The 12,915-nt window shown below is 33.1% G+C and carries 14 protein-coding genes and 1 pseudogene; 2 read left to right on the top strand and 13 right to left on the bottom strand.

Annotated elements, in window-relative coordinates:
• Positions 1-40: 40 nt before the first annotated feature.
• The 12 genes from JFU18_RS02500 to JFU18_RS02445 all read right to left on the bottom strand — a co-directional run bounded on the left by JFU18_RS02500 (position 41) and on the right by JFU18_RS02445 (position 9,967).
• Positions 41-562 carry an NUDIX hydrolase gene (locus JFU18_RS02500; RefSeq protein ID WP_201033841.1) on the bottom strand — a complete coding sequence of 174 codons (522 nt, stop codon included), beginning with the start codon at positions 560-562 and terminating at the stop codon, positions 41-43.
• 22 nt (positions 563-584) lie between these two features.
• Positions 585-1,715: a DNA polymerase III subunit beta gene (gene dnaN, locus JFU18_RS02495; protein WP_085311372.1), complete on the bottom strand. Its 1,131-nt coding sequence runs from the start codon at positions 1,713-1,715 to the stop codon at positions 585-587.
• 30 nt (positions 1,716-1,745) lie between these two features.
• Positions 1,746-2,189: an NUDIX hydrolase gene (locus JFU18_RS02490; RefSeq protein WP_002065700.1), complete on the bottom strand. Its 444-nt coding sequence runs from the start codon at positions 2,187-2,189 to the stop codon at positions 1,746-1,748.
• 191 nt (positions 2,190-2,380) lie between these two features.
• The gene (locus JFU18_RS02485; RefSeq protein WP_201033842.1) at positions 2,381-3,589 is read right to left on the bottom strand and encodes an L-lactate MFS transporter; all 1,209 of its coding nucleotides are present in this window, start codon (positions 3,587-3,589) and stop codon (positions 2,381-2,383) included.
• A gap of 278 nt (positions 3,590-3,867) precedes the next feature.
• On the bottom strand, positions 3,868-4,011 hold the full coding sequence (locus tag JFU18_RS02480; RefSeq protein ID WP_002013225.1) for a hypothetical protein: 144 nt from the start codon (positions 4,009-4,011) through the stop codon (positions 3,868-3,870).
• Between the two features lie 31 nt (positions 4,012-4,042).
• On the bottom strand, positions 4,043-5,071 hold the full coding sequence (locus tag JFU18_RS02475) for a serine hydrolase domain-containing protein (protein ID WP_201033843.1): 1,029 nt from the start codon (positions 5,069-5,071) through the stop codon (positions 4,043-4,045).
• Positions 5,072-5,184: 113 nt separating this feature from the next.
• Positions 5,185-5,457 (bottom strand): heterocycloanthracin/sonorensin family bacteriocin, encoded by a 273-nt coding sequence (locus JFU18_RS02470; RefSeq protein WP_002013220.1) that lies wholly within the window; start codon positions 5,455-5,457, stop codon positions 5,185-5,187.
• A gap of 199 nt (positions 5,458-5,656) precedes the next feature.
• A complete protein-coding gene (locus JFU18_RS02465) occupies positions 5,657-6,103 on the bottom strand; it encodes an NUDIX domain-containing protein (protein ID WP_201033844.1) in 447 nt (148 codons plus the stop codon).
• Positions 6,104-6,475: 372 nt separating this feature from the next.
• Positions 6,476-7,045, bottom strand: coding sequence for a DUF4256 domain-containing protein (locus tag JFU18_RS02460; RefSeq protein ID WP_201033845.1), 570 nt, complete (start codon positions 7,043-7,045; stop codon positions 6,476-6,478).
• Between the two features lie 261 nt (positions 7,046-7,306).
• A complete protein-coding gene (locus JFU18_RS02455; RefSeq protein ID WP_085311380.1) occupies positions 7,307-7,771 on the bottom strand; it encodes a GNAT family N-acetyltransferase in 465 nt (154 codons plus the stop codon).
• A 77-nt stretch (positions 7,772-7,848) separates the two neighbouring features.
• Positions 7,849-8,772 carry a nucleoside hydrolase gene (locus JFU18_RS02450; protein WP_002127616.1) on the bottom strand — a complete coding sequence of 308 codons (924 nt, stop codon included), beginning with the start codon at positions 8,770-8,772 and terminating at the stop codon, positions 7,849-7,851.
• 283 nt (positions 8,773-9,055) lie between these two features.
• Positions 9,056-9,967 (bottom strand): DMT family transporter, encoded by a 912-nt coding sequence (locus tag JFU18_RS02445; protein ID WP_201033846.1) that lies wholly within the window; start codon positions 9,965-9,967, stop codon positions 9,056-9,058.
• Between the two features lie 152 nt (positions 9,968-10,119).
• On the opposite strand from JFU18_RS02445, the gene pdxR reads away from it, so the two are divergent.
• Positions 10,120-11,553 (top strand): MocR-like pyridoxine biosynthesis transcription factor PdxR, encoded by a 1,434-nt coding sequence (pdxR, locus tag JFU18_RS02440; protein WP_201033847.1) that lies wholly within the window; start codon positions 10,120-10,122, stop codon positions 11,551-11,553.
• Positions 11,554-11,598: 45 nt separating this feature from the next.
• Here pdxR and JFU18_RS02435 read toward each other — a convergent pair.
• A pseudogene (locus tag JFU18_RS02435) lies at positions 11,599-12,129 on the bottom strand (DUF4269 domain-containing protein).
• A gap of 175 nt (positions 12,130-12,304) precedes the next feature.
• Between JFU18_RS02435 and JFU18_RS02430 the strand changes: the two are divergent.
• Complete coding sequence (locus JFU18_RS02430) at positions 12,305-12,772, top strand: DUF2306 domain-containing protein (RefSeq protein WP_002136583.1); 468 nt, start codon at positions 12,305-12,307, stop codon at positions 12,770-12,772.
• Positions 12,773-12,915 lie beyond the last annotated feature (143 nt).

Below are 12,915 nucleotides of genomic sequence, written 5' to 3'. Positions count from 1 at the left end.
ACGTTAAATTTTATCTTTAGTTTCACTTCGACTACATTAGCTATTTCCTGTTACTGCTTACACTAATTTCTATTGGGTTGGTCTGCTTAGCTAATTCTTTATTCTTATACTCTACTAATTTATGATTTGATAAAACGCAAGAGTGCTCTAATATTAATTCATTATAAAGTACTTCAGTTAAAAATTTAGGTATCATCTCTCCTACGCCGTAATTATAGTCACTTAGAATCCAAGATACCTCTTTCCAATCTAGAATTCCTTCTGAGACTTTTTTTGGAGTGTGATATGTAAATTCATTAAGTAGCTTTACTAAATAGACATACATGCCACCAGAATATGAGGAATCCTCCCATTTAATAATGCCTTTAAATTGAATTTGATTTTGTTCAACATCTATATTTGTTTCTTCTTTTATTTCACGAAGTGCATTTTCTAACGGTGTTTCTCCTTTTTCTATCTTCCCTCCTACACCATTCCATAATCCTTTTACAGGATCATATTCTCTATTTAGCATAAGTATTTCTTCATTTCTTTTTATAAAACATAAAGTGTGCTTGTACATAATTTAATTCCTTCCTTTGTTCTCAATAAGTTCTAACAGGTGATATTAAATATACTGCTGCAGATTGTTCACCTGCTTCAATTAATATCGGTCTCATGGAACCGCCAAAACTTAAAGTAACTCTATCTTCTTTTATTGCTTTTAAAGTATCGACCATATATCGTCCGTCGAAAGATATATTTAATTGCTTTTCACCGTGAATCGCATCTATTTGTTGTGTCTCGGATATTTTACCAATCTGAGAAGCGTTAGAAGAGATTTGTATTGTGCATTCGTCGATGATTTCTAAGTTAACGTTGTTGTTTGCCCATTCACTAGCCAATAAACTTGACCGATCTACACCTTGTAAAATCTTTTTTCTATCTATATTAATAACCGTTTGGGATTCATTTGGAATTAGGCCGGATATATTAGGATATTTTCCTTCAATAAGCCTTGAATACAACGTAATTGTACCGAATTTAAAAATAATGTGACTCTCTGAAAGATATATGTATACTAAATTTGAATTATTGTTCATTAATTTTAGTAGTTCACTAATAGTGGAACTTGGTACAATGCAATTTGCTTTCGCATGAGATGAAATTAATATTTCACGTAAAGCCAGTCTATGTGAATCAGTCGCAGCGCAAATTAATTTATTATGCTCAAAAACGATATGTACGCCAGTAAGAACTGGTCTAGATTCATTTTTAGCAGCTGCAAAGACAGTTTGTTTGAATACTTCAATCAACTGTTCCGTTTCTACTTGTATTTCTGCATGTTCGTCTATAAATGGTACATTTGGAAAGTCGTTCGCCGAGAATCCATTTAAGTTTAAAGTAATTTCATCAGATTGAATTGTAATCAACTGCTCATTCATGCTTTTTATTAAAATATCACTTGGCATTTTCTTAATAATTTCAATGAAATACTTTGCTGGTACAACAATACTCCCTGCTTTTAAAATAGTTGTAATTTGTTCGTCTTCAATTGAAATGGGTATAAATTTTTCAATGAAAATATTCGAATTACTTGCGATTAAAGTAATTCCAGATTGATCTGCTGTTATCTTTATTCCGGATAATATAGGAATTAAAGTTTTTGTTGAGATAGCTTTACTTACTTCTGAAAGAGCTTGTGTAAATTGTTTGTGATTAACGATAAACTCCATTTTTCCCCCGCCTTAAATGAAATACTATCTTTATGAAGATTGATGAATAATAGTTCCATTAAAAATATAAGGAACTGTTTCTTTCTTTTGTAAAAGGCTTTTTAAGTGTTCTGGTATACGTAAATAAGGTTCTGCTGAATCTAATTCCATCCAGGTAATCTCCTCAATCTCTTTTGGCCGTGATATACAGATTTCCCCTCCGGTTATTTCTCCTAAAAAATTAAAGAAGATTGCATGATGTCCTCTCTCCTCAAAAAAGGCTTCACTAATGGAACAAACCCCTTTTACGGATATGTCTAGCCCTGTTTCTTCTTTCACTTCACGAATTGCTGCCTCTTCTAACGTTTCCCCGAATTTAACTGCTCCACCTGGTAAAGTGTAATAAGAACCATTTTTCCCTTTGTTTTTAACCATTAATAGCTTTTCATGAGTTTCATCATATAGAAGTGCGTATGTAACATTTACTTTTTTCATATGTAACCCCCCCTTGAATGGTAAAAATTTTCTGTCTTTATTTCATTCTATCATTAAATTGTTTGGATTCATAAAAGGTAATTTGAGTAAATAACTAATACGAAACGAATTAGATTTTTTGAATGTCATCCATTGTTTATACATTTTTTTGTAAAGCAAAAGAGCCCTATTATAAGGACTCTTTCTTAGCATTAAGCTATTTTTCGATTTAAAGATTTGATTTCCTTCTTCTTTTCTGCATTTGGAGGGCGGATTACTATAGAGATAACGAAAGATATAACACATAGAACACCGATTGTAATGAAGGTTGGCTGAAATCCGCCAAGTAGTGCTCCAATGAATGATCCTGCAAGTGCACCGAATCCGAAACCTTGGTAAACAATCCCGTAGTTTGTACTATGGTTTTTTAATCCGAAGAAATCCCCGACAATGGCTGGGAATATGGTGATATTACCACCAAAGCAAAAGGCGACACTTGCTACACAAGCAAAATAAATTCCGTAATTTAGTGGAATAAAACTTAAAGTGAAGACGGATAATCCAATAATAATAAATGTAGCCGAGACGATTTTTAATCGGCCTATTTTATCTGATAACGTTCCAAGAATAATTCTACCTATTGTATTAAAGATTGCGATCATTGCGACGGCATTTGCGGCAGTCGCTGCACTAAGACCAACGAGCTGCACACCGATGTCTTTTACCATACCGATTAAATACAGTCCGCCCATACATGATGTGAATAACATGAAAAATAAGAGATATACTTGTTTCGTTTTCATCATTTCACGCGGCGTATAATCATTGTGTAATGTTTCAGTTGTAGTGTTACTTACAATTGCTTCACGTAAGAAGAATGATCCTATCAACACTAATAGTAAGACGATAATACCCCAGTATAAAAATGCTTGTGATACTCCAAGACTGTTGATAAGATTTCCGTTTATATATCTAAAGATTAAGCTTCCCATTCCATATGCCGAAACAGATATACCAGAAATAAGTCCTTTACGGTTTGGAAACCATTTAATTAAATTAGATAGTGATGTAATATATGCTGTTCCATCAGCGTATCCAACGACAACACCGGCTAATAAATAAAGTAATGGTAATGAGGAAACTTGTGAACTAAGTATTAAACCGAGTCCTAAAACAATTCCTGCAGTAGCGATAAGTTTACGAAGTCCAAATTTTTGTTGTAGCTTTCCTGCAAATAGAGTTGAGAATGATAAAGAAAAACTCGTAATTGAGAACGTGATCGCGACTGAATTGAGGTTCCATCCAAACTTACTTACAAGGGGTTGATTAAATAAACTCCATGTGTAAATTGTTCCTAGGCCAATTTGAACAATGATTGTACCTAGAACAATTAGCAATGGATTTATAGATGTTTGTTTCATGCTAACTGTCCCCTTCTTTTATCATGACATGAATTTTCACAGTTAGTATATCCATGATAAGTTGCAAGATACTGTACGGAAAATGGAAATTGAGTTAGCTTACACAAAAAGACACTTCATCAAGAAGTGCCTTTTTGTAGGTTATATACAGCATTTAAAGAAAGCTTTGTTAAGATAAGACATTTTCGAATGCTTATGTATATATGTTATCAAATAATTTGCTGAAAGTGATGAGACTTAAGACGTATTTTTCTTTCATAAATAAGTCGGAGAGAAAATTAATATTCAATTTCCTCAAAGTCTTTCGGCTGCGGTACAGTTTGCATATTAGCTGCATCTTTCGGATCGCTATAAATCGCGTTTTGTTCTGTGTTTACATCCTTTATATTTTGCTTTTTATTTTTATTCACTTCATTTTTCATTAAAGTTCACTCCTTTTTATTATAGGAGTAGTTATACCCTAACCATAGTATTTTTACTGCTACTAAATGTATCAGCGACTAAATTGCTAAATTCACGTAAATAATATAAATAATTATCCCCACCATAGTTGTATCTTTTATTGTACATTTTAGCAACGACGACATTATATTCTGGAATGACTAATATCGTTGGTCCTGTAATTCCTAATATTTGATAGGAACCTTTAGGAACTCGCTCACCAAGTTCGCTAAATAAAGCAGGTTCATTTTGAACGAACCAAAACAACCCGTTTTGAGGTAGTTCTTTATTTGTGTACTCTGGACTTTGTAAGCTCGTAGCAAGTGCTATAACTTCTTTTGGCACAATTTGTTTACCATTTAAAAACCCTTTATTTAAATGAAGGTTACCCCAGTATGCAAATTCTCTCGCAGAGACAAAAAGATTTTTTTCGGAGCCGTCATCTACTGCACCAACACTACTTATTGCATCTTCATCTGGGTTTACAACAACCTTAACTAAATTATCATCTTGTTTTATTCTCCATCCAGTTTCTTTGAAATCAGCAGGTATGAATACACGCTCCTTTAAGAGTTCAGGAAAACTCTTATTATACAGCTGATAAATAAGCTGCGTCACCATTCTTACATTAATATCTCTGTACGCCCAGGCTTGTCCCGGTTCAAATTCACGAAAAACTGTCCCCTCATCGGTTTCATTTAAACCGTGTGAATGAGTTACTAAATGTCTTATCGTTGTCTTACCGAGTAATGAAGGATCATGTTTTTCAAAATAATTTACTGCCTCGTCATCAAGTGATTTTATTATCCCCTCATAAACTGCATAAGCTACCATTAATCCTAAATAGCTTTTTCTTGCGGAAGCGACATTGAACTGTGAAGATATGGTTACCTTTTTACTAGTAGGAGTATTTGAATGCGTTCCACTATAATGCTCTAGTACAATCTTATTATCTTTAATAATACAAAGTGCTGCCGCAGAACTTTGATTGGTCTCTTTAATGCTTTCTACCCATGAAATTAATTTTTCATATTTGTACAAATAAATATCCCCCTAAAACATATAAAAATGACAGCATGAAAGAAAAGTTTCAATACATTATAACTTTGCATCTGCACTTTTCTTTCATGTGAAATATTATAGATCTATAATACTTAAATAAACCACCAGTTCCAGCAATTAGAACAGCTGAAACAACCAACACAGCCTACACAACCGCCGCAACGTCCGCCGCCACAACCACCACAGCGACCACCACAACCGCCACCGCCACAACGTCCGCCGCCACCGCATCCGCCACAACGACGTGCATCGTCTTGAATGTAGTAATATGGATATTGATTTTGTTGCTGATCCCAATACACAACATTACCAGGTTGATAAGCATTAAGGTTTAACGCTTGTAGTTCTTGTTGAAACTCATTCATTATGAAACCCTCCATTTACAAATATAAATTCCGTCCAAATTTTCGAGTTTATTTACTTTTAAAAATAAAGTAGAAATAAGGCTATAGACTAAATGCGTACATCAACAAAATATGAATTTACACTAGGTGATGTACCTTGTTTATGAGCCTATTTTCTTTATATTCTTTTAGTGGACGGAATTAATATAAATAGAGACAATTAAAAGTTACTAATCCAACAAGTTAATAGTTCATCACTTAATTTTCTTTCTAGTAATTCTTTTACTGAAGGTGTCGGCATTATTGTATAGGAATTTATATTTTCTTTATTAAAATCAATCCAGTGAAATGCTAAATGGGACTCTTTAGATATTGGAGTGAAATCGGATTTTAACTCATTTGAATCTATTTCAAAAATGTGGTTAATTTCATGGTGGAGGGTTTCTTTGACTTGCCATTGATTTTCTATGACGCCTAAAAATTGTTTTATACTGCAAGTTACTCCAAGTTCTTCTCGTAACTCTCTTATTAGTGCATTCTCTGCTGATTCCCCAATTTCAACATGGCCACCGGGTAAAAAATAGTGATTTCCTATGTATTCAGCAACTAGTAATTTTTCATCTTGTATCATGATAGCTCGTACAATATGATGGAATTTACTTTTCATTTTGTATTCCTCCTAATCATTCACTTTATACTTGCTCGAAAATTTTCATTTAAAAGCGGGATAATATAAATCATAGGTGTTTCATATGGGTGAATTTCATTGATAATTGCAAGAGTACCTTTTACAAGTTCTCGTTTATACGTTAATTAAAACTAATAATTTTGATAAATCATTCTAAAAAAGAGTATGTTTATGAAGAAAATTATCAAAACATACTCTTAATATTTTTAGTTGATTCATTCTTTTACAATAAGGTTTGATTAGCCCTATTCTTTGCGGCCTCAAAATCGAAGCCGTAGCTAAAGTATGCAATCACTACTATTCCCTAAGCAAATCTATTCTCTACTTCAAATTTACCTGCCTGTACAAATTTTAGACTCTTAACGAACCACGAAAGCCTCTTGCGGCATAGTAAGATTCTGCCCCATTGTGATACACAAAGACGTGTCCAAAGCGATAATCGCAAAAAAGGGCACCGCCAAGTTCTCTAATATCAGAAGGTGTTTGCACCCAACTCGACGTCTTCAAATCGAAATTCCCAAGATTTTGAAACTCACGATATTCTTCTTCCGTTAATAGTTCAATACCCATGGCAGTTGCCATATCAATAGCGTTATTTTCTGGTTTATGTTTCTTTCTTGATTCTAGCGCTTCAAGATCGTAACAAACACTTCTACGACCTTTAGGACTTTCTGCTGAACAATCATAAAAAATATATTCGCCTTTTTCTTTATCAAAATCAACAACATCAGGTTCGCCACCAGTTCGTTCCATTTCGTTGAGCGACCACAACTTTTCAGTATTAGCATCCAGCCGTTCTTGAACATTAGCCCATTCTAAACCTTTATGACGGTTCATATTATTCTCAAAACGATCTTTCAATGTTTGTAGTAATTCTTCACGTTGCTCTAGTGACAACTCTTTTTTATTGCTTTCTTTCATGTTAGTTCCTCCATTGATGTTTTTATTAATGATAGTTTAAGTATATATAAATACTGTTTTATAATAAAATGTTTAAATAATTGCGTGAATTGAGTTTGCGATAATTTATATGAATTAGTACAACCAATTCTCCGCAATATGACCCTTTAACGGAACAATTTATTGTTTCAAAACAGTTTCTTAATCGATCTTTCAATTCTAGATGTTCTTTTCCTTTTCACTATACATACACGATATAACTTTATTCAAAACAGTACATCTTTATTTCAACAACAATAAGCGATATACTTCCTCACCGTCATATACATTTCCTAATGGTTTAAAATCATAACATTCATATAGTTTCTTTGCAGAAATATTATCTTTATGGACAGTTAATCTAATTTCCTCACACTCTTTAAAGTTATTTTTTATTAAGTTAATGATTTCCTGTAATGCTGCTTTTCCATATCCTTTTCCTTGCTCTTTTTCATCAATGATAAATCCGTTAATCCAATACATATCTGTTGACTCTCGTACAAAAGCATGCATAATAAAACCAACTATAAGATCACCATTATATATAGCGAATGGAATATATTCGACATTTTCACCATCTGGTTTTATGTATACTTTAGCAAGTGATACTGCCACTGCGGGAACAAGATGGATTTGATTTTCTTTAACTCGTAACTTTAATGCGTCTTCCCAATTTTCTCTCGTAACAATTTTTAATTGGACATTCACTATTTTAAGCTCCTTTAAAAAGAGAATTTATCTTTTATATTCAACGGAGTGAAATGATTCCCTTTTTCGACATCAACTTATAACATGATTTTCATAAAATCCTGAATAAATTTTTCCTCATCTAATTGTAACGCTATACGCGCCCCTTCAGATTTAGAGTGTGGGCGAAAATCAGCAAAAGTTTGTCCCTTCGTTTCGCCACATATATCCACAGTCACTTTTCGGGATGTATAATTTAAAAATGTAGGATTCACTAAACCGCTTATAGCAAGTACATCGTGTAATAATGGCCCTTCAATAGATGGATTGAGTTTTTGGTATGCTGATAAATAATAATCGTACATGGGTTTCATAATCGACTTAAATGGATTTTGTGTATTAACTAAAATATAAGTAAATACACTTGGGGTTAAAACCGTTTTATTTGTTACATTTAAAGGGAATAACGTTATATTTTTCGCTTGCTGAAATACAATTTGACTTGCTATAGGATCTCCATACACGTTTGCCTCTGCTAATGGAGTAACATTCCCTGCTTCTAAAAAGACACCACCCATAAAATAAATTCCTTTTATATTTAACATCAATTCGTTCCATAAATTAAAAGCAATCGCTAACGAGGTAGATCTTCCTACATCGACAATTGTTAAATCTTCTCCATACTTTACAAGAATCGCAGCAATACTACCAAAATTGTATATAGGAATAGATAACACACTTTCCGGTACATGGATGGGCCCTAATCCTTCTGGTCCATGGATTTCAGGGTAATACGTTGTAATTTCATTTGTAAGTGGGCCTGTTGCACCGCTAATTACAGGAATATCTTGTCTGTTTGCTAACTGTAAAATATATGCGGCATTATGAGCGGCATGTATATGTTCAACATTTCCATATCCAGTTACGATACCAACAATTTCAATTTCAGGATGCAGTAAGCCATACATAATTGCAAACGAATCATCAATACCTGGGTCTCCAAAAAATAAAACCTTCTCCAAGAAATGCACTCCTTTCATAGGTAAGATAATTATGTATATGTGGAAAAAAATTAAATCTATACAGTTCTAAGCAAATATTAATGGTGAGTAATGTATTGATAAAAAAGAACTAGCATTATGCTAGTTCTTTTGCAGATAAATAATCTACCAGTTTAATTAAATCTCGTACAAATATTGGACTAACTGATTTTAATATAGATTTTTCCCACTATTTTTATAGAATTGAAAACCTGTTATTAATCCGAAATTTTGCATTCAAATTGCAAATACTCGTAGGGATGTCTTACCATACCTTTCCACTCTCAATTTGCTTATAATCATCTTTATTAAATGTTAAATGAGCAATCACAACTCCAAGTATAGTAATTCCCCCTCCAATTATCGAAACAAAGGTTGGCACCTCACCTAACCATATCCAAGCGATAATACATGCAGTTACTGGTGTTAAATATAGAGAACTTGTTGCCTCAGAAGCACTGGCATGGGATGTAATATATGCTAATGCAATATACGGCAGTACTGTCGGGAACACACCTAAATATATAACACTCAAAGTAATTTCTATAGGAGCTGTTACGATTTCTTGATAAATCCCTGGCAAAAAAATAAGCATAAATACAGTACCAGACCAAATTGTATATATTGTAAATGGCAAGAAACCGTACTTTTTTAAGTATGGCCTTTGAAAAACGAAAAATAGACTTTCTGAAATTGCCGCCAATAATATTAGTAATCCCCCACTATTCAATTGAATGGAATCTCCTTGACTTAACGATAAAAAAGCAATTCCTACAAAACTAATTACACCACCGATCCAACCATTTAATTTCATTTTTTCATTCAAAAAAACAGAAGCAAGAATTGCCGTTAATATAGGTGTTACTGATACAATTAAACTAGCAGGTCCAGCATTTACACTCTTTTCACCGTAGTTCAGTGCAATATGATAAATTGTAAATCCAAGAGCACCAAATATAAAAATGACTGGAATATCTTTCAAGTCAGGTAAACGTAATTTGTATATAAGTGAAAACAAAAGAAGAATCAAAGAAGCGATTAGTAATCGTAGCAAAGTAAGGTGTTCAGGGGTGTAAGCTTCAAGCCCCATCCGAATTCCTGGAAAAGCTGTTCCCCATATAAGAATCGTAAAAGCGTGAGCACATACAATACGAAAACCCCATTTTTTATTATGCATATTTTCTCTCCCTCTCCAATAAACCAGCCATTTTCTAATTACCAATTATTTCTTTTCATCATATTTAATAGTTGATACAATGTCTTCAACCAGTTAATCCTTGAAAAAACCAACCACTTTGCATTTTTAAAATGAATGAGGGAGTTTTTAATATGTCTACTGATAAAAAACTGCCTAAATATCGGCAGATAATAGACTATATGAAAGAAAAAATTGAATACGGAGAATGGCCGATTGGAAGTAAGGTTCCTAGCCAGCGGCAGTTAGCGAAATTATTTCATGTAAATCGTAGTACTGTAATAATTGCACTAGAAGAACTTATGGCAGATGGCTTAATTCAAGGGAAAATCGGGTCAGGAACAATTGTAACGAATAATACATGGTCATTATTAGCCACCAATCCCCCGCCCGATTGGAGTGAATATGTAAAGGCTGGTATTCATAAACCAAGCAAGTTAATGGTACGGGAAATAAATGAAGCAGAAGCAAATAAAAAATTGATTCATCTTAGTAAAGGAGAACTTGCACCTCATCTTTTCCCGCTAGAAACTATGCAATTCATTATGCGTAACGTATGTGAGGAACTAGATTATTTCGGATATGAAGAACAAAAAGGATATCTCCCTTTACGTGAAGCAATAAGTAATTATGTAAAATCATTTGGAATAAATACATCACCAAGCTCTATATTAATAGTCTCTGGTGCATTACAGGCATTACAATTAATATCAATCGGTCTTTTACATAGAGAGTCAACTGTTTTACTTGAACGACCTTCTTACTTATATTCTCTTCACGTATTTCAATCGGCTAATATTCACCTTTCTGGAATACAGATGGATCAACATGGAATTATCCCTAATGATTTGTTAAGAAGAATTAATTATAGTCAAAAGAAAAATATTTTATATTCGATTCCTTGTTTTCAAAATCCGACGGGTGTATTAATGTCCAAGGATCGACGAAAAGAAATACTAAGAATATGCGAAAAAGAACAATTGCCTATCATTGAAGATGATATTTACCGTGAGTTATGGATGGATGAACTCCCGCCCCCTCCTTTAAAGTCGATGGATAAATATGGACATGTTTTATATATCGGTAGCCTATCTAAAACACTTAGCCCAGGACTTAGGATTGGTTGGATTATCGGACCAGAGCCTGTTATTGAGAGATTATCAGACATAAAAATGCAAACTGACTATGGGTCAAGTTCTTTATCTCAAAGAGTTGCTGCAGAATGGTTAAGTAAAGCTTTTTATGAGGAGCACGTAGCGAACGTAAGGATTCAACTAAAAAAACGAAGACAAATAATGATACAAGCATTAAATATGTACTGTGCTGACATTACTACATGGGATATTCCTAGTGGTGGATTTTTTATATGGCTAACGGTTGTACCTAACATTCCAATGAAAAAACTGTTTTCAGAAGCACTATCAAAGGGAGTTCTTTTAAACCCAGGACGTATTTATGAAGAAGAATCGGATCAGTGCATACGCTTATCGTATGGATATGCTTCCCCTGAACAAATTACTCAAGGTATTTATATATTAAGTAATTTGATTCGTAAGTTAATGGCATAATAAAAATCCTCTTTTATATAAAGAGGATTTTTATGTGTACCTTATTTACCACAATCTCATTTCCTGTCCTAATAAAATAAGTTCTTCATAAGGATCTCCGTCAATTTTTAATACTTGTGCAAAAGCTGGTTCTGTTTTTATGCCTTGTTCTTTTAATTGGATGATTTTTTTTCTAATATGGGGATGCTGTATTAATAGCATGTGCTCCACTATCATATGTTTATATGCATTTTGGTTACGCACTGGCCGCGGTTGACCAAATAATTCAAATTCAAAACCTTCAAATTGAAAAGTTGCCTTTATTGTTAAGATATTTCTAATGTTTTTCTTTTTCATTTCAAATCATTCATATGAACCATACAAAGATCTAATTTCCTGTTCAAAAACATCATAATCATGTACTTCCATTACAATATCCAAGTCAGAGTGAAGGGTATCAATTCTAATAGGGATTGTCCCGCAAAGTACAGGACTATACAAAGCTAAATCCGCCATTATGTTTAGTTTATTCATAACTTCGTAAACTTTTTGTTGTTTATCGTTCCCAGATTGTAAGTATGTGATAGATGTAAACATAGAAGTCTCTCCTTCATTTAACGTAATACTCATCTCACTAAATTTGAGAAAAAATTTAATCATTTCATTTTGTTCTAGGAATACCTTTATTTCAATATATTAAGGCGAACTAACTATATTTTTCAACTTTTCTCCTATACTGCAATACTATAAAAATAAAAAAGGAGGAACTTTTATGAGCATTTTCAACATTCTTTTGACCATACACATATTATTTGGAACCATATGTTTAATTACTGGTATTGTAGCGATGGTTGCTCAAAAAAAGAAAGGAAAACATACGGAATGGGGCGAAATATATCATGCATCTTATGTTGTCATAACCCTGACGGCAATTATATTGGCCATTATAAAGTGGGATGAAATCGCATATTTATTTTATGTAGCAATTTTCTCTTATTCATTTGCGATTTATGGCTACCTTGCAAGAAAAAAGCGTTGGAAAAATTGGATTCGCCACCATATTAGAGGTATGTTAGGCTCCTATATCGGTGCCGTAACCGCACTTTTAGTAAACGTCGGAATTCATATTCCAATTATTAATTTACTGCCGCCTATATGGTTTTGGTTTTTACCTACCTTAATTGGCATTCCTCTCGTAGCCAGTGTATCAAAAAAATATAAAAAACAGAGGAAAAATTAGTTGCATTTTGATTACTTTCTGAGTAATCTTATGAAAAATTATGCTTAACACAGCGAATAGTATGATTATTTAGATTTCATGTTTCCTATGATATAATGGGTTATATTGTTTTTTACCATCTAAATTAAATATAGGAGGATTTT

The sequence above is a fragment of the Bacillus sp. TH22 genome (assembly GCF_016651015.1).
Classification (GTDB): Bacteria; Bacillota; Bacilli; order Bacillales; family Bacillaceae_G; genus Bacillus_A; species Bacillus_A mycoides.
The sequence above is the reverse complement of the archived record's forward strand: the minus strand, read 5'-3'. Positions and strand labels throughout refer to the sequence as shown.